The sequence below is a fragment of the Gordonia mangrovi genome (assembly GCF_024734075.1).
In the GTDB taxonomy this organism is placed as follows: Bacteria; Actinomycetota; Actinomycetes; order Mycobacteriales; family Mycobacteriaceae; genus Gordonia; species Gordonia mangrovi.
In genome coordinates this window covers 1,952,194-1,974,774 of the sequence record NZ_CP102850.1, presented here as the reverse complement: position 1 = coordinate 1,974,774, position 22,581 = coordinate 1,952,194, and the positions used below count along the sequence as shown (strand labels likewise).

Genomic DNA, 22,581 nt, shown 5'->3' with positions numbered 1-22,581 from the left:
CCTAGCTGTCTGCACGCCCACAATTGGGGAGAGGCGCGACTGAGGACTTGAAGTACTGATAATGGTTATACTAGATTTGGATGTTGTCAAGATCACATGAGGAGGTCGATTGTGAAGGTATCGGTCGATGAGAACCAATGTCAGGGTCATGGCCTGTGCTTTATGACCTCGCCCGAGGTGTTCGGCCTGCGCGACGACGACGGGCATGCCTACGTGCTGCCTGACGGAGATGCACCCGAGCATGCCGGCGAGGCCAAGGCGGGTGCGGCATCGTGCCCCGAGCGTGCCATCACCGTCGACTGACGGGTCTGCTTCCGCTGTTCGTCCCCCGGGTATCGCGTCGTCCCCCGACGGCGGCCGGGGGACGAAGTCGTCCCTGGAGGACGAACAGGTCAGGGCTCAGAGCGCGCGGTCCCAGGGGATCACGGACTCCATGACATCGGGGAACTTGCGGTGGGCATAGCGCATGTACTCGTTGATGTGCTGGGTCATCCGGTCCTCGGAGAGATCCGGATTGCGCGTCACCAGCGCCTCCTCGATGGACTGATGCGCCTCGAGGATGGCGGCCCGGCGTGGGGTCGGGTAGTCGATACCGATGATCGTCCCGTCCATGATCCCCAGCAGTGAATCGACCAGATAACCGAACAGTGGATTGCCGCAGGACCACGCGATGACGTCGTGGAAGCGCTTGTTGGCCTCGAGAAAGACGTGCTGATCGTCGAGCGAATCGCGCATCGAGACGATCGTCCCGCGTAGATCGGCCAGCGCGGCGTCGGTGATCCGGTCGGCGGCCAGCCGGCTGATCATCGGCTCGAGGGCCACACGTGCCTCGGCGATCGCCGAGAACGGGGCGTTCTTCATCTGCATCAGCAAGATCACCGTGGAGGCCAGGTGTGAGGCGTCCGGGTCGAGCAGGATGGGGCCACCACGCGGGCCGGGCTTGAGGGCGATGACGCCTTGAACTTCGAGTATTCGCAACGCTTCTCGCAGGGTTCCGCGCCCGATCTGATACTTCTCCAGCATCAGCCGTTCCGGGTCGAGGAGTTCACCGGAGGACAGACCGTCGCGCAGCGTGTCTCGGACGATCTGTTGGGCGACGACCATCGCCGCCTTGGGTGCACGGGAGGTCGTGGTCACCGGCGGTCCTTTCCTGGAAGGGATATAAGGCTTATGATTATAAGCAATGTGTACAAGGTAAGCGCCAATGCGGTCGACGCGGCCGCGAACCAGAACGGAGAAGCGGATGTCCTCGGATGTGCTCGTCAAAGAAGACGGTTCCACCCTGTGGATCACCCTGAACCGACCCGAACGCAAGAACGCCTATGACGCCGACATGGCGGCCGACATCGCCGACGCGCTCGACGGTGCCGCGGGTTACCGCAGCGTGGTGATCACCGGATCGGGCGACAGCTTCTGTGCCGGCGGATCATTGGCGAACCTGAGCACTCCCACCACCAAGGAGATGCGGGGTCTGTATCGCGCGTCGCTGCGTCTGTTCGACTCGATCCGGTCGTGCCCGCGTCCGGTGATCGCCGCGGTCAATGGCGCCGCGGCCGGCGGCGGCAACGAACTGGTGGTCGCCTGCGATCTGGCGGTGGCGGCGCGGTCGGCCACCTTCGGCCAGACCGGCCCCCGAGTCGGGTCTGCACCCGTGACCGGCGCGACCAACGTAATGGGTATCCAGATCGGCGAGAAGCGGGCCAAGGAACTCTCGATGCTGTGCCGTCGGTATCCGGCCGAGCGGGCGCGCGAGATGGGGCTGGTCAACGAGGTGGTCGACGACGACCAGCTCGTCACGACCGTGCAGGACATGTGCGCCGAACTCGAGGCACTCAGCCCTCGCTACCTCGAGATCACCAAGGTCAGCTCGAACCTGTGGTGGAACTCCGCACGCGACAACTTCGCCTCCGGTCTGGGCATGCTCGTGCAGGCCGTCGGCAGCCCCGACATGATCGAAGGTGCGACCGCATTCCTCGAGAAACGGCGCGCGCAGTTCCCCGAACCCGAGTGAGCACGGCCGCATCTGCCGTGATCGAGACATCCCTGAAGGTTTGATGTCAAGCCGCGGCGGGGGTTTGGTCCTTCCATGCGGTGGCGGGGTCGTAGGGGATACCGCGGGCCAGGCAGCCATGGAGTATGCCGACGAGGCGGTTGGCGAGTTGGCGTAGCGCGGCGTTGTGGTCGACGTCTCGGGCTCGTTGTTTGCGGTAGTAGGCGCGGGCGCCGTCGTCGTGCATGAAGGCTCCGTGGGCCTGGGCCATCAGGGCGTCGACGAGTCGGTCGTTGTGGACGTAGCGGGCGGAGACGATCCGCGATTTGCCCGACTGTTTCGTGATGGGGCTGGTGCCCGCCGCGTTGCGGCGGGCTTTGCTGTTGCGGAAACGTAACGGGTCGTCCCCGAACTCGGCGAGCACCCGGGGTCCCACGGTCGGCCCCATGCCGGGCTGGCTGAGGTAGATCTCATGGTCCGGGTGCTGGGAAAAATGGGCATCGACCTCGCCGGCGAGCTCGTCGATCTGCTCGATCACCACACCCAGCACCGCCACCGAGGCGCGCACCGAGGCCGCGTAGGCGTCGGTGACCCGATCAGGTTGGCCGAGGTGCTGTCCGCGTAGGATCTGTTGTATCTCAACAGCTTTGGTGTCTTTGTTGCGGCGACCCTTGAGGAGGGGCAGGATCTGGCTTTTGGTCAGCTTCGCCGCCCGCGCCGGGGTCGGCGCCTTGGTCAGCAAGCCCAGGATCGGCCGGCTCGTCAATTCCAGATCCAACGCCGAACACACCAGCAGGATCGCCGGGAAGTACTCGCGCAGCGCCGCACGCACCCGCAGCATGTGGCGCGTGCGTTCCCAGATCATCGTCTGATGCGCGCGGGCCACCACCTTGACCGCGTCCGCGATCTCGGAGTCCCCACCACTTTCCCGCAACTGGTGGCGACGACTCCGCAGCATCTCGGCCAGCGCATGCGCATCACCCTTGTCGCTCTTGGCGCCCGAACTGACCACGATCTCGCGGTAGCGATGGGCCTGTTTGGGATCGACTCCAAATACCCGATACCCCGCAGCGATCAACGCGTTGACCCACGGACCGCGATCGATCTCGATACACACCAGCACCTGGTCAGGCTGATCGCCCTCGTCGAGGAAGGTCGCCGCGATCTCCCCGAACCTCTCGATCCCGGCGATCCCCTCAGGCAACCGCGCCCGCCGCAACACCTGCCCACGCTCGTCTTGAAACTCGACATCGTGGTGGTCTTCGGCCCAATCATCCCCGACGAACAACACTGCCACTGCCGGTGCCTCCTCACAGCTACCAAGCCGTCGATTGTTCAACACGGCAGCTGGCCGGAGGACCCTCGCGAACTAATGGTTCAGTGCTCACACCCCGAAACCACATCGGAGCCGGCACGACATCCCAGCAGCAATCACACCCTCTTGGCCGACCACCAGGGGCACGGTCTCGATCCAGAACTCGCCATCAACGGTTCCGTAGGCACGAGTGCTCACCCAGCAGCAGCCACCAACACCAAGTCTGACCCAAACTCACGACCAGACCCAGTAGCTCCCATTAGTAGGTCGGAGCGCTAGCGGAGACCGTATCGAGATCACCCCCCGCCGCAACCTCGAACTCACCCGCTCTACGGCCACCGCCGGTATCCGAGAACGGCGACACCCCCGCACAGCGCGACAAACACCCCCGCCATCAGGAACATCCCGCCCATCGTTCCCCATGCGGTGGCGGCTGCGCCGGTGGCGACCGACAGCACGCCGGTGAATCCGTAGCAGATGGACGCATAGCGTGACGCCACACGCCCCTGGTCGGTTGGCAGCAGCCCGGCGGTGACGATGCGCAGGCCGTACGCATAGGCGAAGCCCTGGCCGATGCCCCAGATCATGCAGCACGCCAGGATGGTCGGCAGATTGGCGAGCCAGACACCGATCAGACACATCACCGCGGCGAGTCCGATGATCGCGACCGCCACCTCGGGTCGCATCGACCGGAACAGGTAGGGGCTCAGGCATGCCGCGCCGAGCAGCACGATCGGGCCCAGGGTGGTCACGACGATCGACGGTGACGACATCTGGTCGGTGATCACAGTCGGCAACAAACCCACCACGATGCCGCCGATGGCCCAGCCGGCGATGCCCAGACCGTAACCGGCCCAGCGCAGCCGACGACCGGCCGGGGCGATCACAGGCGGTTCGTCGACGTTCGGGGCATCCGCGACCTCGGGTACCGGACTCCGTCGCAGTTCCGTGGCGAGAATGGTGCGTGCCGAGCGCAGCGTCAGCACCAGGACGACGCCGGCCCCGCTCAGCAACGCGATGTGCATCCAGTACACGGTGGTGGTCGGTCCCGGCAGGAACTGTGCGATGACCGCGGCCCCGGCCAGGCCGAGGAAGGACCCGGCCAGGGTTCCGGTGGCGGCGATCGCGCGGCCGCGTTCCCCGCGCATGGCCACCGCGATGGTGGCGGTGGTCCCGGTGCCGAGTCCCACCGCCACACCGGTCAGCAGGCGTCCGACGAACAGCCATCGCACGTCATCTTGGCCGATCCAGAACGAGACGTCGGCGGTCGCGCCGATCACGAGTGCGAGCGGCAGGACGACCCGGGCCCGTCTCGTCACCGACGTGGCAGCCACGGTGCTGAACGTCGCCACCAGCGCCACCAGGTAGGCCGCGAACAGCGCGGTCACGACGAAGGTGCTCAACTGCAGGTCGTCTCGATACAGCGGCAGGAGCGGCGCGGGGATGTTGGAGCCGACAACGAGGACGCTGAACGCGACGGATGCGGCTATTCCACAGCGGGTTCGGATGGTGCGCTCGCGTTGAGAGCGCAGTGCCGTGAGGGTCTCCGTCACGCCCGTCCTCTCTTTTCATGGCCGAAGCACTATACAAATACCATGATAATGGTTATCGTGATTTGCATCACCGACCAGTGACTGCCGTAGCGCAGCTCATAGGTGATCAATCGCCCGTGCCGGTTGGGACCGTACGAAGGAGAATCATGAAAACCATTGGCGCACTGCTCTGGGAGCCCGGAACTCGCTCCGGCTGGAGTGTCGAGGAGATCGAGATCGATCCACCCAAGTCGCGTGAGGTCCGCGTCAAGCTGGCCGCGTCCGGAATCTGCCACAGCGACGATCACGTCGACACCGGCGACATCCCGCTGGACTGGGCGCCCATCATCGGGGGCCACGAGGGCGCCGGCATCATCGAGGAACTCGGACCGGATGTCACCGGATTCGAGGTCGGCGATCACGTGGTGCTGTCGTTCCTGCCGTCGTGCGGGCACTGCGCGATGTGCACCATCGGCCGATCGAACATGTGTGAGATGGGCGCCGGGGTGTTGGCCGGGTTCGCACCCGACGGAACCCACCGCGTGCACGCCCGCGGCCAGGGCGTCGGACCGTTCTCCTTCCTCGGCACCTTCTCGCCTTATGCGGTGGTCAACATCGACTCGTGCGTGAAGATCGACAAGGACATCCCGCTGGACAAGGCCGCGCTCATCGGCTGCGGCGTCCCGACCGGTTGGGGTTCGTCGGTCTATGCCGCCGAGGTGGAACTGGGGGAGACGGTGGTGATCGTCGGCACCGGCGGCGTCGGCATGAATGCCGTGCAGGGCGCCCGGCACAAGGGTGCGAAGAACATCATCGCCATCGACCCGGTGTCGTTCAAACGGGACCAGGCCAAGATCTTCGGCGCCACCCACACCGTCGAGAACTACGAGCAGGCAGCGGATCTGGTTGCCGGGCTGTCCAACGGTCAGGGCGCCGACAAGGTCATCATCACCGTCGACATCGCCTACGGTCACCTGCTGAATCCGGCGCAGGAGATGGTCCGTCGTGGCGGCACCTTGGTGCTGACGTCGGCGGCGCCGGTCACCCAGCGCGACGTCCCGTTCGACCTGTTCACCTTCGCGATGAGCGGAAAGCGGCTGCAGGGCACGCTGTACGGCACTACCACCGCGCGTCGCGACATCCCGCTGATCGCCGACATGTACCGCCGCGGCGAGTTCAAGCTCGACGAACTGGTCACCAAGACCTACGAACTCGAGCAGATCAACGAGGCCGTCGCGGATATGCGGGAGGGCAAGAACATCCGCGGCGTCATCATGTATGACCTCTGACGCGTTGCCGGACCACGGTGTCGATGATCGGTTGACGGGCCTCGTCGCCAAGGATCAGATTCGCGATCTGGCCATGGCGTACGCCTGGGCCGTCGACGACCACGACATCGACACCGTGGTCGGCATGTTCACCGAAGACGGGATCTTCGATGTGTCAGGCGAAGTGGCCGCCGGCCACGACGAGATCCGCAAGTCCTTTGTCGCCAGCATGAGCCGCTTCACCACCATGTTGCACACCCCGGAGATCCATCTGATCGAGATCAAGGACACCGAGCACGCCGTCGGACGCGCCACCGGTCACGCGGAGCTCGCGTTTCGCGACACCCTGATGCTGACCGCCTACCGCTACCGCGATCGTTATGTCCGCCACGACGGCGTCTGGCGCTTTGCCGAGCGTCACGTGCGATTCATGTACGCGGTCCCCATCGAATCGATGGCCACCGCATTCGGCGACACCAAACGAATCCGCTGGCCGCAGAACCGATACCAACACGCCGACTACCCCGAGTCGGCGTCCACCTGGAACACCTATCGAGAAACCTGACAGGAGCACCATCATGCGCGCAGACGACATCAACGACATCATCAGGGCCACTCACACCTATGCCCGCGGCCTCGATCTGCACGACCCGAAGGAAGCGGCATCCGCGTTCACCTCCGACTGCGTGTGGGATGCCACCGCGGTCGGGTTGAAGCGATTCGAGGGCGAGGCCGAGGTGCTGGCCTTCTTCGAAGCCGACGCCGCCGGCGTGAACGGGCAGTGCCACATCATCACCAACCACATCATCGACTTCGACGACGACGACCACGCGCATGGCACCAACTACGTCTATGCCGAGGGCGAGATGAAGAACGGTGGCTCCATCAAGGCCATCGCGCTCAACAAGGATCGCTACGCCCGCACCCAGGACGGGTGGAAGATCGCCGAACGCGTCATCGAGCCGCTGACCACGCCGCAGATGGAGGGCTTCGACGTCTGATCCGGTTGATCGCCTTCGACCCGTCGACCCCCAGACCCCTGACGTGAGGTGAGCATGACCACCCTGACCGATCCTGTTGACCGTGTGACCGATACGCATACCGTTGTGAAGCAATGGCTCGAGGGCTTTCAAGATGCGCTCCGCGCCGGCGACGACACGATCTACGACTCGTTGTTCGCGCCGGACGCCTGGTGGCGTGATCTGCTCGCCTTCACCGGGGACCTGCGCAGTCTGAGTGGTCCGGGGGCCATCGGGCCACTCATCTCGGCCGGCAAGGGCCGGGGAGTCGACGGGTGCACGATCGCCGACGACGTCGAACCCGTGTTGATGGAATTCGAGGGTGCCGCACCGACGATCCAGGCGTTCTTCGACTTCACGACGTCGGCCGGCCGGGGCCGGGGCATCGTGCGACTCAATCGGAGCGACGATGGCCGGTGGCATGCGGCGACGGTGCTGACCAGCCTGGAGGCTCTCGCCGGCCGGGAGTTCGCGATCGGATCGCAGCGGCCGTCCGGCGTCGGCGCGCCGAGCGACACCTCGTGGGCGCAGCGGCGACACGCAGCGCAGGAGTGCGTCGACGATGACCCGGAAGTGCTGGTGGTCGGGGCCGGACATTCCGGTCTCGGCCTGGCCGCCTACCTCGGCGCGCTGGGCGTACGCACGTTGGTGATCGACAAGAACGAGCGGGTCGGCGACAACTGGCGGAATCGGTACGAATCGCTGGTGCTGCATGACCCGGTCTGGTACGACCACATGCCGCTGATGAAGTTCCCGCCCGGCTGGCCGGTGTACACACCCAAGGACAAAATGGGTGACTGGCTCGAAATCTATTCCCGGGCCATGGAACTCAACGTGTGGACGTCGAGCACCGTCGCCGACAGTTTCTACGATGCGAGCACCGGGACCTGGCAGGTGCGCATCGACCGGGACGGCGTGAACCGAGAACTGTCGGTGCGCCATGTGGTGCTCGCGACGGGGCTCAGCGGCACCGAGCCGTCCGTGCCGACGTTCGACGGGCAGGATGACTTCGCCGGGGACCTCCTGCATTCGAGCGCCTACTCCGACGGCTCGTCGCTGGCCGGCAAACGGGTGGCGGTGATCGGCACCGGCAACAGCGGCCACGACGTGGCGCAGGACCTGCACCAGCACGGCGCCCAGGTGACGCTCGTACAGCGCGGCCCGACATTCGTCGTCGGGGCGGAAACGGTGGAGGCGGTGATGATGAGCGCCTCCTACAGCGAGCAGTCCCCACCCACCGAGATCTCCGACCTCGTCGGCGCGTCGATGCCCAACCGGGCGCCGGCGACCACTGCCGGACTGCAGCAGGCCACCGCGGCGATGGCCGACCTCGATCGCGAGATCCATCACGGTCTGACGCAGCGCGGATTCGAATTGTCCAGTGGGGTCGACGGAACCGGATCGATGATGCTGTTCCTCACCCGCAACGGCGGCTACTACATCGACGTCGGGGCATCGCAGCTCATCATCGACGGTGAGATCGGCATCGTGGCCCGAACGCGGATCGACCGGCTCGATCGCGATGGTATCCGGTTCACCGATGGTCGCCGCCTCGACGTCGACGTGATCATCCTCGCCACCGGATTCCGCGGTATCGGTGACACCGCGCGACGGATCTTCGGCGCGGAGGTGGCCGACCGTGTGGGACCGGTCTGGGACCTGGACGACGAGGGTGAGTTGCGCGGTGTGTGGCGGCCCTCCGGCCACCCCGGATTCTGGTTCAGCGGCGGAAATCTCGGTTTCGCGAGGCTCTACAACAAGTACCTGGCGCTGCGCCTGGCCGCGGAGCTCGACTCCGTCGACATCTCGTCACCGATCTGACAGCACGACCGATACCGCAACCGAGAGGAGTCCAACGTGGGACGACTTGACGACAAAGTAGCCTTCATCACCGGCGCGGCGCGCGGGCAGGGGCGAAGTCACGCCATCCGACTCGCGCAGGAGGGTGCCGACATCATCGCGCTCGACCTGTGCGAGGAGATCGACAGCGTGAAGCGCTTCTACCCGGGCGCGACCGAGGACGATCTGGCCGAAACCGTCTCCGCCGTCGAAAAACTGGGCCGGCGCATCGTGGCCTCCAAAGCAGACGTCCGGGATCTGGCGGAGACCAGGGCGGCGCTCGACAAGGGACTGGCGGAGTTCGGCCATGTGGACGTGGTCAGCGCCAATGCCGGCATCTTCCTGTTCGGCGACAAGACACACGAGGTGTCCGAACAGGATTGGGACGATGTGCAGGACATCAACCTCAAAGGTGTCTGGCACACCTGCAAGGCGGTGATCCCGCAGCTCATCGAACAGGGCACCGGCGGCTCGATCATCCTCACCAGCTCCACCGCCGGCATCAAGGGCACCCCGAATGTGGCTGCCTACACCGCCAGCAAGCACGGCGTGGTCGGTCTGATGCGCACCCTCGCCCTGGAACTGGCGCCGCATGCGATCCGGGTCAACACCGTCCATCCCACCGGGGTGTCGACCGACATGATCCTCAACGAGGCGACCTACAAGCTGTTCCTGCCCGACGTCGAACACCCGACGAAGGAGAAGGCCGAGCCGGCATTCATCGCCGGGAACGCCCTCGAGATCCCCTGGGTGGACCCGATCGACATCAGCAACGCACTGCTGTTCCTGGCGTCGGACGAGGCCAGGTACGTCACCGGCACCGAACTGAAGGTGGACGCCGGCTACACCGTCAAGTAGCCCTCGCAGCAGCCGAATCGAGCCGCGATGCCCAGCCCGGGTATCGCGGCATTCGGCGCATCTCGGGTACGGGGCGTCCGACGGTGAATGTGGCTTGGATCGGAATAACTCTAGATTGTGACGCACCGAACATCTATGATAATCATTACAACCGTGCGGCTCGATATGTCCGATTCTTCAGAGCCGTGACAATCCACCAGGAGGCTGAGGTTGATGACGAGAACAAAGAAGATGCGGTCCGCGTTGGCGATTGCGGCGGCTGCCACGATGATCACCGCCACCGCGTGCAGCAGCGGCGGCACCACCGCAGGAGGCGGCGAGGGCATCGCCGATCAGATCCAGATCCAGGCGGTCAATGACCAGACCGGCGCGGTCGCCTACGCGGGCACCGGTGCCAGCCGTGGCGCGGCGCTCGCGATCGAGGAGATCAACGAGCAGGCCTTCCTCGGCGACGGCGTCACGATCACCATGGAGCAGAGCGACCCGGCCGGCGAGATCGACCGGGCGGTGGCCGAGGTGACCACGGCCGCCGGCAATCCGGAGATCTCGGCGATCCTTGGGCCGACGATGGGCCAACAGGCCGCGGCGGTCGCGCCGATCGTGAATCAGCGTGAGGTGCCGACCATCTTCACCCAGTCCGGTTCCGACGGCGTGGTGACCGGCGACTACACCTTCCGTGCCACGGCACCGATGGAGAGCTACTACGGCACCGCGATGCAGTGGCTGGCCGACAATGACCTGACCGACATCTCGGTCATCTACAACGCCACCTTCCCCACCTTCGCGACGCTGGGCGCCGACGTGGTCCCGGCCGAGGCCGAGGATCGGGGTATCACCGTGGGAACGTCCATCGAGGCGCAGTCGACCACACAGGATTTCACCGGTCAGGCGCAGCAGATCGCCAGTGCCGATCCGCAGGCGGTGGTCATGTTGCTGACCGCGCCGCAGTCGGTGACCTTCCTCAGTCAGCTGCGTCGCGCCGGATATGACGGCCAGGTCGTCGGGACGTCGGTGCAGAGCGCCGGCAATGTGGAGGCGGCCGGAGCGGCAGCCGACGGGTTGGTGTACCCGGTGGACTACTCCCCGGCAATGGACTCCGAGACCGCGCAGCAGTTCGCGTCGGCGTTCGAGGCGAAGTACGGCGAGCAGCCCGACCTCTACGACGCCGAGGGATACGACGCCATGTGGTGGCTGGCGCGGGGCATCCAGGCCTCGGGCAGCTCCTCGCGCGAGGGCATCCAGCAGGGTCTGACCCAGGTGGCAGAGGACGGTTTCACCGGCGCGATGGGCGATATCACCTTCGAGGGCAACGACATGCGCGTCCCCGGCGTGATGATCCAGTGGGAGAACGGCCAGGAGACGTTGGTGTCATGACCGCCGAACAGTTCGCCGACGCCGAGAGGAGGATGACATGCAGGAGATAGTGAATGCCGCGGCGCTCGGCTCGATCTACCTGCTCTTCGCGCTCGGCATGGCCCTGGCGTGGGGCACGATCGGCATCCTGAACTTCGCCCACGGCGCCACCTTCGTTTTCTCGGTCCTGGTGGCGCACCTGATCACCCAGCAGGGAGCACTGCCGCTGCCGGTGATCCTCGTGATCGCCATGGCCGCCGGCGCTGCCCTGTCGGTGGCGACCCAGTGGCTGGTGTTCCAGCGCATCGTCGAACGCAGCAAGGGGCATCGGGCCACCGAACTGCGCATCATCATCGGCGGTATCGGGGTCTCGGCGATCGTCATCGCCTATGCCCAACGGGAAACCGGCAGCAGTCCGTTCGGTCTCGACACCAGTTACGTGTCACAGCAGTTCCAGATCGGATCGGTGCATCTGAGCACCACGGTGCTGATCATCCTGGTTGCTGCGCTCGGCATCGGCGTCGGCCTCACCCGATGGCTCAAGAAGTCCCGGCAGGGACTGGCGCTGCGGGCGATCGGCGTGGACGCCGAGGTGAGTGAGGGCATGGGCGTCAACCGCAGCGCCCTGGCGCTGGGCACGATGGCGGTGGCCGGTGCGCTGGCGGGGCTGGCGGGGGTGCTGTTGACCCTGCAACTCGGCGCCATCGCACCCGAATCCGGTGACCCGCTGCTGATCAAGGCGTTCGCGATCATCGTGCTCGGTGGACTCGGTTCGATGGGCGGCGCCGTCCTGGGCGCCTACATACTGGCCGCCTCGGAGACACTGCTGGTGCACTTCCAGTTCGGCACGTGGGTGGACGCGGTCTCGTTCGGTCTCATCTTCTTGGTGCTGATCTTCCGGCCGCAGGGCCTGTTCGGTCGCAAGGAGGTGCGGCGTACATGACCACCTGGATTGACGCCAATGCTGTTCTCCTGCAACAGACGCTGACGACTCTACTGATGGCGCTGAGTATCCAGATCCCGATGCGCATGGGCGTGTTCTCCTTCGCCGGGATCGGGGCGTTCGGGATCGGCGGGTACAGCGCTGCCGCCGCGATGATCCACCTGGAATGGGGCACCATCCCCGCCATCGCCCTCGGCGTGGTGATCTCCGGTGTCGTCGTCTACCTGCTGGGCCTGGTGGTGCAACGCCTCAGCGGGCTGTACATGGGTATGGCCACGATCGCCTTCACCCTGATCATCGCGGTGATCGCGGTCAACGGCGGCGAGGTCACCGGAGGTGCGTCCGGGCTCTTCGGCGCGTTGGGCAACCTGACACTCGGCGGGATCTTCGTGATCGTGGTGCTGGTGGTGATCCTCACCCAACTGACCGAGTCCGGTGGCCTGGGACGCCGGATCGACGCGGTCCGCGAGGACCCGGAACTGGCCAACGCCATGGGGATCAACGTCAACCACTACCGCCGCCTGAGCTTCTTGGCATCCGGTCTGGTCGGCGGACTCGCCGGCGGGTTGACGACGCTGCTGCGCAGCACGATCACGCCGGAAGAGGTGAACTTCCACCTGGTGGTGCTCGCGCTGACGGTGATCGTCGTCGGCGGAATGCGATCCTGGGTCGGGGTTCTCATCGGTTCGGTCATCTTCGTGTGGCTGCCGACCTGGGTGCACTTCGTCAGCGAGTGGGAGGAATTCATCTACGGCCTGCTGGTGGTTCTCGCCGCGGTCTTCCTGCCCGACGGCATTCTCGGCATCCTGCGCAACCTGTGGCACACGGTCCGCGCGAAGCAGAAGCCGCCGACGAAGAAGCCTGCGGCCGACAGGCACGACAAGCCCACGGCCGATCCCGACCGAGAGGCATTGGAGGTGGCCGAGCGATGACGACCGACCAGACAACCGATCGCAACGCATCGCCCGCGCTGCTCGAACTCGATGATGTTGCAGTTCATTTCGGTGGTGTGAAGGCCGTGGACGGGGTGTCGTTCGAGCTTCGGGAAGGTCTCATCTACGGGATCCTCGGCGCCAACGGTTCCGGAAAGTCCACGCTGCTCGGTGCGATGACGCGGCTGAACCCGTTGACCCGGGGTCGCTTGCAGTTCGACGGCCACGCCTACGAGAACGTGCCACCGCACCGCGTGGCGCATCTCGGGGTGTCGCGGACATTCCAGACCGTGCGGCTGATCGACGATCGCACCGTGCTCGACAACATCCTGCTCGGCCTCGACACCGCCGATCGGGCCAAACGCAAGCACGCCCGGGCACGCGCCGAGGCAGTGATGGAACGCGTCGGGATCACCGACCTGGCGCGTATGCGTCCCAGCGAACTGTCCTACGGGATGCAGCGTCGAGCCGAGATCGCCCGGGCGATCGTCGGCACCCCACGGTTGCTGCTGCTCGACGAGCCGACCGCGGGTATGAACACCGACGAACGCGACGAGATCAGCGACCTACTGCGGTCGCTGAAGGACGAGGGCTACACCCAACTGCTCGTCGAACACGATGTGGCGATGATGGTGTCGGTGTGTGACTACCTCTTCGCGATGAACTTCGGAAAGCTGATCGCGCAGGGCCTGCCGCACGATGTGGTGCAGGATCAGGGCGTGCGTGAGTCGTATCTGGGAAGGCAGGCCAGCGATGCTTGAGGTCAACGACCTGCACGTGAGTTACGGTGCCGTGAACGCGGTGCAGGGTGTGTCGGCGAAGGTCGACGAGGGCCGGGTGACGCTGGTTCTCGGCGCCAACGGCGCCGGCAAGACCACCAGTCTGCGGGCGATCGCCGGCTACCACCGGCCGAAGTCGGGCGAGGTCCTGATCGGCGGCCGCGATGTGGCCGGTAGTCGGGCCCACACCATCGTCCGGCATGGACTGGTGCTGGTACCCGAAGGGCGCCGGGTGTTCTCGACACTCACTGTCGAGGAGAACCTGCGCATGGGTGCCTATCGCGCCCCGAAGTCGCAGATCCAGCAGACCATGGATGAGGTGTACGACCAGTTCCCGATCCTCCAGGAACGCAAGGACACCGCGGCGGGCAACCTCAGTGGCGGCGAGCAGCAGATGCTGGCCTTCGGTCGAGCGGTGATGTCCCGGCCCAAGGTGATCCTCGCCGATGAGCCGTCGATGGGCCTGGCCCCGACGATGGTCGAGACGGTGATGGACAAGGTGCGCGAGATCGCCGACAGCGGCATCGCCGTACTGATCGTGGAACAGAACGCGGATGCGGGACTGGCGATTGCCGACGATGTCTCGGTGATCACCCGCGGCCGCACCGTGTGGACGGGCCGCGCGGCCGACGCCGATCGGGCCGCCGTGCACGCCGTGTTGGGAGAGTCCGAACTCGAGAGTGCGGCGGAGTGAGGGTCACCCTCGTCGGTCCGCTCGCCGTCGACCTCATTCGCGAGTGATGTGCCGATGCCGCGAGCCGCATGCGAATCGCGGCATCGGTGTAACACTCGCGATTTGTCTGGCTGGCTTCCTCGGTTGCTGCAGCAATCGCCGCAGCAACCGGGGAGTGAAACCGCTACTTCACATTGGCGCCGGCATCCACCGGCAGCGTGGCCCCGGTGATGAACTGGGCTTCGTCGCTGGCGAGGAAGACCACCGCATTGCTGATGTCAGCGGCGCCGACCCACGGCACCGGCAGGGTGTTGAGCGACATGAAGCCCGCCATCGCCTTGTCTTGCGTCGGTTCCGGGTCGCCCGGGGCGAACATGCCGTGGGTTCCGGGGTTCTGGATCATCATGGTGTCCACGTTGGTGGGATGAATCGTGTTGACCCGGATGCTGTACTCGCCGAGTTCGTTCGCCATGTTGCGCATCAGCCCGACGATCCCGTGCTTGGCGGCGACGTAGTGGCCCACCTGCTGGATGCCCTTGAAGCCGCCGATGGACGCGGTGAACATGATCGAACCGCCGCGGCCGGCCTCGATCATCGTCGGGATCGCCACCACCGCAGTGTTGTACACGCCGGTGAGGTTGACCGCGATCATGTCGTCCCACTGCTGACGGGTGAGTTCCCAGGACTTGCCGTACGAGGCGATGCCGGCGTTGGCGACCACGATGTCGACGCCGCCGAACTCGGCGGCCCCGGCATCGAAGGCTTCCTGCAGCGCATCCCGGTCACGGACGTCGGCCTTGCGGGCGACGATGCGGCGGCCTTCCTTCTCGACCAGGCGCGCCGTTTCCTCCAGGTCGGCTTCGGTGGCCAACTCGTAGAACGGCGTCACCGTCGAGATGTTCTCGCAGATGTCCACCGCGATGATGTCGGCGCCCTCGGCGGCCAGTCGCACAGCGTGGCTGCGCCCCTGGCCGCGTGCGGCGCCGGTGATGAATGCGACCTTGCCGTCAACTCGTCCGGTCATGTGATTCTCCTTCTGTGAATTCGCGTTGGGGGCCCGGTGCTCGCGCGCAGAGCTCAGCCGAGCCGTACGGTCGCCGTCCCCTGCAACACACGAGCTCCGCCGACGACCTCGAGGTACACGTCGCACTCCGCGATGCGGACGGACGGGGTGTCGTCGATGGCGGTGATCGTCCCGCCGGTGCGAAGTCGATCGCCGGCCGCGACGTTGGCGAGGTAGCGGAAGCGATACGACACCACGTTGGTGACGCCACCGGCCCACGCGCCGAGCGCCGACACCGCGTATGCGACGTTGCTGGGGCCCTGGTTGATGGTGCGGTCACCCAATCCGACTGCGGCGACCGCCACTTCGTCGAAATGGATCGGATTGGGATCGCGCATGAGCGCCGACAACGTCTTCATCCGGGCCGGATCGGCGACCGCGGTCGGCATCTCGGGGAGCGCCTGGCCCACCGTGATCGAATCGGTACTGCTGGCGGTCATGCTGCGACACCTCCACGACGCGGAAAGATGATGGAGTTGGTGGTCGACGCCTGCACCGTGTCGTCGTCGCCGAGGATGTCGAGTCGGTACTCCACGATGTCGAAGACGCCGACGCTGCGGCCCTCCTTGCGGCGTGCCGAGATGATCTCCCCGGCCACGCGGTAGGTGGGTCCGATCCGCAGGGGTTGGTGCACGGTGGTGGCGGTTTCGCCGGCCATCGGGCCGTCATCCTCGCTGGCGGAGAACAGATCGAACAGATCCGACCAACTCCAGCCCATCGAGCCGGTGGCGATCAGGAACACCAGCGCCGGATGACCCGGGCCGTCGTCGGGATGTGCGCCCACGCTGTCGAGGGCCAGATGCACCCACCAGCGTTCCAGACGCACCTCACCGCCCGGGAAGGGTGTACCCACCCGGGCGGCGAGATCGGACTCCGTGAGCAGTGATGCGCTCATACCGGTTGCTTCTCCAGATACGGTTCGCGCAGATCGCGTTTCATGATCTTGCCGGTCGGTGCCTTCGGTAGTGCGTCGACGAAGTCGACCGACCGGGGCTTCTGATACGACGCGAGATTCTGCTTGGCGGTCTCGATGATGTCGGCCTCGGTGGCGGTGGTACCCGGTTTCAGGACCACCACCGCCTTGACCAGTTCACCCCACTCGTCGTCGGGGATGCCGATGACGGCGCATTCCAGCACCGAGGGATGCATCGCGATGGCCTCCTCGACCTGGATGCTGTAGATGTTCTCCCCGCCGGAGATGATCATGTCCTTGGCGCGGTCGACGATGAACACGTAGCGATCGGAGTCCCAGGTGGCGACGTCGCCGGTGTACATCCACCCGTCCCGCAGGGTCTGCGCGGTGAGTTCGGGCTTGTTCCAATAGCCGAGCATGTTGGCCTCGGACCGCACGATCACCTCACCGGGGGTGGCGCCGTCGCGGGGGACCTCGTTGCCGTCCATGTCGACAACCCGCACCGTGGTGCCGAATCCCTCACGGCCACAGGAGCGCAGCCGCTGCTCGTTGATGCCACGCACCGCGTCGTGGTGATCCTCCTGCGACAGGAAGCACATCGTGGTGCCCTCGGTCTGGCCGTATCCCTGGATCAGCGTGCACGGGAAGGAGTCGAGCGCGTTGCGGACCACCGCCGACGGCATGGGGCCGCCGCCGTACTGGATGTTGCGCAGGCTCGACAGGTCGTAGGAGGCGAAGTTCTCCACGGCCATCATCCAGTTCAGCATCGTGGTGATGCCGAGGAAGGCCGACACCCGCTCGGCCTCGATGATCTCCAGCGCCTGTTTGGCCTCGAAGTTCACCAGCACGACCGGGCAGCCGTGCTTCATGTAGTTCATCGAGAGGACCACCGGGATGTGGTACATCTGCCCGGTCAGCATGTAGACGTCGGTCGGCACGATCCGTTCGGCGACGGTCTGATTGAGCATCCCGGCCGCCGCGCTGGTGTGCGAATGCAGCGCGCCCTTGGATTCGCCGGTGGTGCCGCCGGTGTAGAGGATGAAGAACGGGTCGTCGCCACCGATGTCGGGGGTCCAGATCGGTTCGGCGTCCGACGACCTCTCGAGGAGATCCTCGTAGGTGCTGTCACCGTCCGGACCGAACTCGAGCCACGTCTCGACGTCGGCGCTGCGTTGTAGTTCTTCGGTCACGCTATGGAATTCGTGTGCGGTGATGACCACCTTCGGCGTTGCGTCCTCGATCAGCTTCACCAGCGAGGGCGTGGCCAACCGCCAGTTGAGCGGCTGCAGGATGAGTCCGGCGCGGCCGACCGCAAAAAACAGTTCCTGGAACTCGACGCTGTTCTTGGCGAGGACGGCGACGCGGTCCCCCTTCTGCAACCCCAGGCCGCGTAATCCGTTGGCGACCCGACGGACTCGGGAGTCGAGGTCGGCGAAGGTGATGCGTCGGTCGTTGGGGACGTCGTAGATCGCCTGGGCGTTCGGCGTCAACGCCGACCACTTGGCGGGAATGAGCCCTTGGTTCAAAGTCATGGTGTCTGCCTGGGGTCGAGGGGTCAGTACGGGCGGTCCAGGTCGATGTGCCGCTTGGTGAGCTGCCAGCTGCCACCGTCCTTCGACCACTCGTCGATGTAGACACCGGTGGTGACCGGAGTGAGCTCGCCGTTGTCGACGTTGGTGACCAGCAGGTAGCAGGTGGTCTTGGCGGTGGTGTCGTCGAGCGCGTCGACGGCGACGTTGGTGGTGATGTGACGGCCCTGGCCCGAGTGGGACTCGCTGGCCCCGCGGTAGAGACCCATGATCTCGTCGCGCCCGGTGAGCGGACCGACGGTGGCGCCGTCGGTGATGTCCATGGTGAAGACGGCGTCGGGGGCGAAGATCTTCTCCACGGTGGCCAGGTCACCGCTGTCGTAGGCGAGCGCGTACTGGGCGAGGGCATTCTCGATTTCGTGGCGGATGGACATGGACGAACCTCCGGTACATTGGTGTGATGTGGATTACCATACCAATCATGACCATGATTACGATGGTTTTGCAAGAGTCGAGAGGACAACGAGCATGACGATGTCGATCGAGGAGAGGGCCGCCGTGAACGCGCCTACGCAGCAACGCTTTCAACTCTCCTATGGAGACTGCGATGCGCTGGGTATCTCGTACTTCGCGATGAACTACCCGTGGATGGAGCGCACCTACAGCGTGTGGCTGCACGCCCTGGGACTCGACAGCGACACCATGCTGGAGAAGATCGGGGCCTACACCGTCGGCCTGAAGTCGGAGTGCCAGTACTTCACCAGTTGTCGCGTCTTCGATGAGCTGGTGTGCACGGTCGTTCTGGAGAAGCTCGGCAACACCTCATACGTGCTGGGGTTCGACTTCACCCGTGGCGAGGACCTCGTCGCGCACGGTGCGATCACCTACGCGGTCCGCGGCGCGGACGGGGCGAAGACGCCGATCCCGCCGGCGCTGCTCGAGGCGTTGGGGACCCTGGGGGCTCCGCGCGCCGGCCAGGGCGGGTGATCAGCTCCCGAATCGTTCGTGCGCGCAGCTACGGATGGCGTCGAGGTGCAGTCCGAAGGTGGGACCCCCGGTCGCACCGTATTCGGTCAGGCGCTCGGCGCCCCGCGCGTACAGCCGCCTGGCCCCGGTCGGGTTGCCGCGTTCGTGATGTGTGAGACCCACGCAGAGCTGCGCCAGCCCCTGCCACAGCGGACGCTCATCGGCCGGGCAGTCCTTCCAGCGGTTCTCGAACACCTCGTGCGCAGAAAACGGCCGCCCCTCGTCGAGTAGTCGGCGAGCGAGCTCGATGGTCTGTTGCGGAGGCAACGCGTCCTCGGGGATCGGCTCGACGCCCTCGGCGCCGTAGGGCAGCGGTCGTCCCAGCCGGTCACGCGGGCGCGCCTGGCGGGCGCGGCCCTCGGTATCACGGTCGCGATGTGTCATGACGCCACCACCTGCATGACTCCGACTCTACGTCCGTGGTCACCGGAGTGCGCCAAGGAGCAGACAACCCCGGTGGTCGGTGACCACCGGGGTGCTTCGAGTGTTGCGTCGGCTCAGCGTCCCCCGCGCCCGTCCCCGGGCAGCCGGGTCGAGTCGTGGCTCACCGGAATCCGCACCACCTCGACCTGCACGACCACCCGATCGGGGCTGTCGAGCAATCGGGCAAACGCCTCCGGATCGTCGGGTTGCATCCGGTCGATGAACCGCGGGAAGAACCAGTCGCGGGTGGCCCGGTCGCGGTGCACGGTGGCCCGGCCGCGGATGGTGACCATCTGCCGCCCGGGCAGATCGGTGCCGGTGTTCGAAACGACGAGGCTCACGCGGGGTTCATCGGCGAGCGCGCGCACGTGCAGCCGCGACGCCGCCGCGGTGAACCACACCGAGTCGCCATCGACGAGGTAGGACACGATCACCCCGGCCGGCCAGCCATGCGGCGTCGCGAACACGAAGGTGCACTCGGTCTGGGCGGCGAACAGGGCTGCCCGCGAGTCGCCGTCCAGGGTGATCGGCCGCATGTTCTCCAGATCGTCGACTCCGGTGCGGGTCATCGATAGGTGTCCCAGGTGGGCAGCGATTCGGGGTAGTCGGCGGGGGCCGGCGGCGCATCGGGCCACCGGATCCGGTCGCGGTCGGGCATCGAGGCCGACATCGACTCGGCCGGAACCACATAGAGGAACTGCAGGTTTCGGCGCGCGTACCGCCACTGGCCGTCGTCGAAGCAGTAGGTGTCGTGATAGCGGTAGGCGGCCTTCATCAGCGTGCCCCCGTAGAGGAGATCGGCACTACCGGTGGTCAGCGCCTGCACCTCGGACTCCCCGATGCCCCCGACGATCAGCGTCTCCGGGACGTGGCGGGTGAAGCCGTACCGATCCATCATGCAACGTAGAAGGTGCGTAGCGTGTCGTGCCCGGTGAACGCGGTCCCTTCGTGCACAAAACTGCCGTTCGCGGTGAAGCAGTCGAGCACGGCCTTGATGTCGTGGTCGTCGACGGCGACCGAGTACCGCGCACCGAGCTCGGACAGCTCGAAGTGGATCATCATGCGCCGCAGTCGTTCATCGGCGTTCACGTCAGAGTCCGTTCTTGATCAGTTGCTTGGCAAGCGAATCGAAGATGACCTCGGTGGAGCCTTCGTAGATCCGCATCGGCCGGGATTCGCGATACAGGCGTTCGATGGCGGTGTCCCGGGTGATACCGAAGCGGCCCATGATCTGTACGCATCGGTCGACGACGCGCCCGCACATCTCGGTGGCCGAGACCTTCGCCATCGACGACAGGTGCAGGTTGGCGCGCGGGTCGCGGGCGGAGGCCGCGGCGGCGCGGTAGGTGAGCGACCGGGCGGATTCGATGTTGGTCCAGCACGACGCGAGATGTTCGGGGACCGAACCCAGCCGCGACAACGAGGTGCCGAACTGCTGGCGATCGTTGGCGTGTGCCAACGCCAGCCGCAGCGCGGCCTCGGCCATGCCGACCGACGCACCCGCGACGGAGACGCGGAAGGCGGCCAGCGTTGCCAGGACGAGTCCGAATCCCTTGCCGGCCGCGCCGATCCGGTGATCGGCAGGCACTCGGACGTTCTCCATGACCACGTCGGAGAGCACATGCGGCGCGATGATCTGGTGCGGTCGGTGGGTGCTCACCCCGGGGGTGTCGGCGGGCACCAGGACCAGCGAATAGCCCTCGCCCTCCTTGGCCAGGATGCTGTAGAAATCCGCGTCGCCGCCGTTGGTGATGAATGACTTGTGCCCGTTGACGACCAGCTCGTCACCGTCGGTGACGACGGTGGTGGTCAGCGCCTTGAGGTCGGAGCCCACATGCGGCTCGGTGAGGCCCAGCGCGGCCATCGCGTCGAGTGAGGCGACCTTCGGCAACCAGCGATCGCGTACCGCGTCCGAACCCGCCACGGCGAGGCCGTAGCTGCCGATGCCCTGCATGACGAACATCGAATCCAGATGGGCGCTCTCGGCGGCGAGCTGTTCGCGGACGATGGTGACGGCCAGCGAGTCGACCGTGTCGAACTTGCCGCCCCACTGCGCGGGCACCGCCAGTTCGGTGAGGCCGGAGGCCGCCAGGCGCTTGCGCACATCGGGGTCGGTGCCGCTCGACTCGTCGGCACGCGCGGCGATATCACGCATCGAGACCGCCAGGTCACGGGCCTGGGACTGCAGGTCCCGGTAGGTCTGGGGCAGTTCGAACAAGCCTGTTTCGCTCGAGGTCATTGTTGTCTCCGTCGTCGTCGGCGCTCACCATGGCGCTCGTCACATTCCGTAATCTATGATTACCATACTAAGGAATTGATTCAATGGACAGAGGAGATTCGATGGCAGGCCAGTTCCGCCCCGATCAGGCGTTCGACCTCACCGACCGCGTCGCACTCATCACCGGCGGTAGCCGCGGCCTGGGCCGGGCCATGGCCTTCGGGCTCGCGCGGTCGGGTGCCGACGTCATCATCGCCAGCCGCGACGGCGCGTCGTGCGAGGTCACCGCCAAGGAGGTCGAAGAGGAGACCGGACGCGCCGCATTCGGTGTCGCCGCCCACGTCGGCCGGTGGGACGATCTCGAGGGTCTCGTCGACAAGAGCTACGAGCGGTTCGGCAAGGTCGACGTCCTGATCAACAATGCCGGTATGTCGCCGCTCTACGACAATGTCGCCGACATCTCGGAGGCGTTGTTCGACAAGGTGATCGGCGTGAATCTCAAGGGGCCGTTCCGGCTCGCGGCGCTGGTCGGGACGCGGATGGCCGCGGGCGGCGGCGGTTCGATCATCAACATCTCGAGTGCGGCATCGATGCGCCCGCGACCCGACGTCCTTCCGTACGCGGCAGCCAAGGCCGGCCTCAACGCGCTGACCGGCGGTCTGGCCAAGACCTTCGGTCCGAACGTCCGGGTCAACGCGATCATGGCCGGTACCTTCCTGACCGATGTCTCTGCCGCGTGGGACATGGATGCCTTCGCCAAGCGCGCAGACACCTTCGCAGCCAAACGCGGGGGTGACCCCAGCGAGATCGTTGGTGCCGCGGTCTATCTCGCCAGCGACGCGTCGAGCTACACCACCGGGTCGATCCTCACCGTCGACGGCGGTATGTGACCGGCTGTGCCGCGTTGG

Annotated in this window: 27 protein-coding genes; 14 read left to right on the top strand and 13 right to left on the bottom strand. The window is 65.9% G+C overall.

The annotated features are described in order from the left end of the window. The first annotated feature begins 162 nt into the window (after window positions 1-162). Window positions 163-303: a ferredoxin gene (locus tag NWF22_RS09085; protein ID WP_233752098.1), complete on the top strand. Its 141-nt coding sequence runs from the start codon at window positions 163-165 to the stop codon at window positions 301-303. Between the two features lie 96 nt (window positions 304-399). On the opposite strand, the gene NWF22_RS09080 is transcribed toward NWF22_RS09085, so the two are convergent. Beyond that, entirely contained in the window at window positions 400-1,137 is a 738-nt protein-coding gene (locus NWF22_RS09080) for a FadR/GntR family transcriptional regulator (RefSeq protein WP_160904632.1), read from the bottom strand. A 106-nt stretch (window positions 1,138-1,243) separates the two neighbouring features. Between NWF22_RS09080 and NWF22_RS09075 the strand changes: the two genes are divergently transcribed. Next, window positions 1,244-2,011 (top strand): enoyl-CoA hydratase/isomerase family protein, encoded by a 768-nt coding sequence (locus tag NWF22_RS09075; protein WP_160904633.1) that lies wholly within the window; start codon window positions 1,244-1,246, stop codon window positions 2,009-2,011. 46 nt (window positions 2,012-2,057) lie between these two features. On the opposite strand, the gene NWF22_RS09070 is transcribed toward NWF22_RS09075, so the two are convergent. After that, on the bottom strand, window positions 2,058-3,281 hold the full coding sequence (locus NWF22_RS09070) for an IS110 family RNA-guided transposase (protein WP_373692009.1): 1,224 nt from the start codon (window positions 3,279-3,281) through the stop codon (window positions 2,058-2,060). Between the two features lie 353 nt (window positions 3,282-3,634). Next, window positions 3,635-4,858, bottom strand: coding sequence for an MFS transporter (locus NWF22_RS09065; protein WP_160904432.1), 1,224 nt, complete (start codon window positions 4,856-4,858; stop codon window positions 3,635-3,637). Between the two features lie 146 nt (window positions 4,859-5,004). Between NWF22_RS09065 and NWF22_RS09060 the strand changes: the two genes are divergently transcribed. The 10 genes from NWF22_RS09060 to NWF22_RS09015 all read left to right on the top strand — a co-directional run bounded on the left by NWF22_RS09060 (window position 5,005) and on the right by NWF22_RS09015 (window position 14,522). Next, window positions 5,005-6,126, top strand: coding sequence for an NDMA-dependent alcohol dehydrogenase (locus NWF22_RS09060; protein WP_160904433.1), 1,122 nt, complete (start codon window positions 5,005-5,007; stop codon window positions 6,124-6,126). Next, complete coding sequence (locus NWF22_RS09055; protein ID WP_160904434.1) at window positions 6,116-6,670, top strand: nuclear transport factor 2 family protein; 555 nt, start codon at window positions 6,116-6,118, stop codon at window positions 6,668-6,670. The genes NWF22_RS09060 and NWF22_RS09055 overlap by 11 nt, the downstream gene beginning before the upstream one ends. Window positions 6,671-6,683: 13 nt before the next feature. After that, window positions 6,684-7,106, top strand: coding sequence for a nuclear transport factor 2 family protein (locus NWF22_RS09050; RefSeq protein WP_160904435.1), 423 nt, complete (start codon window positions 6,684-6,686; stop codon window positions 7,104-7,106). Window positions 7,107-7,160: 54 nt separating this feature from the next. Beyond that, window positions 7,161-8,945, top strand: a complete 1,785-nt coding sequence (locus NWF22_RS09045) for a flavin-containing monooxygenase (protein WP_160904436.1) — start codon at window positions 7,161-7,163, stop codon at window positions 8,943-8,945. A 36-nt stretch (window positions 8,946-8,981) separates the two neighbouring features. Further along, window positions 8,982-9,821, top strand: coding sequence for a mycofactocin-coupled SDR family oxidoreductase (locus NWF22_RS09040; RefSeq protein WP_160904437.1), 840 nt, complete (start codon window positions 8,982-8,984; stop codon window positions 9,819-9,821). A 213-nt stretch (window positions 9,822-10,034) separates the two neighbouring features. Beyond that, the gene (locus NWF22_RS09035) at window positions 10,035-11,195 is read left to right on the top strand and encodes an ABC transporter substrate-binding protein (protein WP_233752082.1); all 1,161 of its coding nucleotides are present in this window, start codon (window positions 10,035-10,037) and stop codon (window positions 11,193-11,195) included. 37 nt (window positions 11,196-11,232) lie between these two features. Further along, window positions 11,233-12,117 (top strand): branched-chain amino acid ABC transporter permease, encoded by an 885-nt coding sequence (locus tag NWF22_RS09030; RefSeq protein WP_160904438.1) that lies wholly within the window; start codon window positions 11,233-11,235, stop codon window positions 12,115-12,117. Continuing rightward, window positions 12,114-13,049, top strand: coding sequence for a branched-chain amino acid ABC transporter permease (locus NWF22_RS09025; protein WP_160904439.1), 936 nt, complete (start codon window positions 12,114-12,116; stop codon window positions 13,047-13,049). Before NWF22_RS09030 ends, NWF22_RS09025 begins: the two co-directional genes overlap by 4 nt. Continuing rightward, window positions 13,046-13,810: an ABC transporter ATP-binding protein gene (locus NWF22_RS09020; RefSeq protein ID WP_160904440.1), complete on the top strand. Its 765-nt coding sequence runs from the start codon at window positions 13,046-13,048 to the stop codon at window positions 13,808-13,810. The genes NWF22_RS09025 and NWF22_RS09020 overlap by 4 nt, the downstream gene beginning before the upstream one ends. Beyond that, window positions 13,803-14,522: an ABC transporter ATP-binding protein gene (locus NWF22_RS09015; protein ID WP_160904441.1), complete on the top strand. Its 720-nt coding sequence runs from the start codon at window positions 13,803-13,805 to the stop codon at window positions 14,520-14,522. Before NWF22_RS09020 ends, NWF22_RS09015 begins: the two co-directional genes overlap by 8 nt. 163 nt (window positions 14,523-14,685) lie before the next feature. Here NWF22_RS09015 and NWF22_RS09010 read toward each other — a convergent pair whose 3' ends face one another. Genes NWF22_RS09010 through NWF22_RS08990 form a run of 5 tightly spaced genes read right to left on the bottom strand, consistent with a single transcriptional unit; the run spans window position 14,686 to window position 18,440 of the window. Further along, complete coding sequence (locus NWF22_RS09010; RefSeq protein WP_160904442.1) at window positions 14,686-15,525, bottom strand: mycofactocin-coupled SDR family oxidoreductase; 840 nt, start codon at window positions 15,523-15,525, stop codon at window positions 14,686-14,688. A 53-nt stretch (window positions 15,526-15,578) separates the two neighbouring features. Further along, entirely contained in the window at window positions 15,579-16,004 is a 426-nt protein-coding gene (locus NWF22_RS09005; protein ID WP_160904443.1) for a MaoC family dehydratase, read from the bottom strand. Beyond that, complete coding sequence (locus tag NWF22_RS09000) at window positions 16,001-16,459, bottom strand: hypothetical protein (protein ID WP_160904444.1); 459 nt, start codon at window positions 16,457-16,459, stop codon at window positions 16,001-16,003. Before NWF22_RS09000 ends, NWF22_RS09005 begins: the two co-directional genes overlap by 4 nt. Beyond that, window positions 16,456-18,009 carry a class I adenylate-forming enzyme family protein gene (locus NWF22_RS08995; protein WP_160904445.1) on the bottom strand — a complete coding sequence of 518 codons (1,554 nt, stop codon included), beginning with the start codon at window positions 18,007-18,009 and terminating at the stop codon, window positions 16,456-16,458. The genes NWF22_RS09000 and NWF22_RS08995 overlap by 4 nt, the downstream gene beginning before the upstream one ends. 23 nt (window positions 18,010-18,032) lie before the next feature. Continuing rightward, window positions 18,033-18,440 carry a nuclear transport factor 2 family protein gene (locus NWF22_RS08990; RefSeq protein WP_160904446.1) on the bottom strand — a complete coding sequence of 136 codons (408 nt, stop codon included), beginning with the start codon at window positions 18,438-18,440 and terminating at the stop codon, window positions 18,033-18,035. 94 nt (window positions 18,441-18,534) lie between these two features. Here NWF22_RS08990 and NWF22_RS08985 point away from each other — a divergent pair, with 94 nt between their 5' ends. Beyond that, a complete protein-coding gene (locus NWF22_RS08985; RefSeq protein WP_160904447.1) occupies window positions 18,535-18,993 on the top strand; it encodes an acyl-CoA thioesterase in 459 nt (152 codons plus the stop codon). On the opposite strand, the gene NWF22_RS08980 is transcribed toward NWF22_RS08985, so the two are convergent. The 5 genes from NWF22_RS08980 to NWF22_RS08960 all read right to left on the bottom strand — a co-directional run bounded on the left by NWF22_RS08980 (window position 18,994) and on the right by NWF22_RS08960 (window position 21,694). Next, window positions 18,994-19,416: a DUF309 domain-containing protein gene (locus tag NWF22_RS08980; protein WP_160904448.1), complete on the bottom strand. Its 423-nt coding sequence runs from the start codon at window positions 19,414-19,416 to the stop codon at window positions 18,994-18,996. 113 nt (window positions 19,417-19,529) lie between these two features. After that, a complete protein-coding gene (locus NWF22_RS08975; protein WP_160904449.1) occupies window positions 19,530-20,024 on the bottom strand; it encodes a pyridoxamine 5'-phosphate oxidase family protein in 495 nt (164 codons plus the stop codon). Next, the gene (locus NWF22_RS08970) at window positions 20,021-20,353 is read right to left on the bottom strand and encodes a hypothetical protein (protein ID WP_160904450.1); all 333 of its coding nucleotides are present in this window, start codon (window positions 20,351-20,353) and stop codon (window positions 20,021-20,023) included. The genes NWF22_RS08975 and NWF22_RS08970 overlap by 4 nt, the downstream gene beginning before the upstream one ends. Then, window positions 20,350-20,544 (bottom strand): nuclear transport factor 2 family protein, encoded by a 195-nt coding sequence (locus tag NWF22_RS08965; RefSeq protein ID WP_160904451.1) that lies wholly within the window; start codon window positions 20,542-20,544, stop codon window positions 20,350-20,352. Before NWF22_RS08965 ends, NWF22_RS08970 begins: the two co-directional genes overlap by 4 nt. A 1-nt stretch (window position 20,545) precedes the next feature. Beyond that, window positions 20,546-21,694, bottom strand: coding sequence for an acyl-CoA dehydrogenase family protein (locus NWF22_RS08960; protein WP_160904452.1), 1,149 nt, complete (start codon window positions 21,692-21,694; stop codon window positions 20,546-20,548). A 101-nt stretch (window positions 21,695-21,795) separates the two neighbouring features. On the opposite strand from NWF22_RS08960, the gene NWF22_RS08955 reads away from it, so the two are divergent. Further along, on the top strand, window positions 21,796-22,563 hold the full coding sequence (locus NWF22_RS08955) for an SDR family NAD(P)-dependent oxidoreductase (RefSeq protein WP_160904453.1): 768 nt from the start codon (window positions 21,796-21,798) through the stop codon (window positions 22,561-22,563). Window positions 22,564-22,581 lie beyond the last annotated feature (18 nt).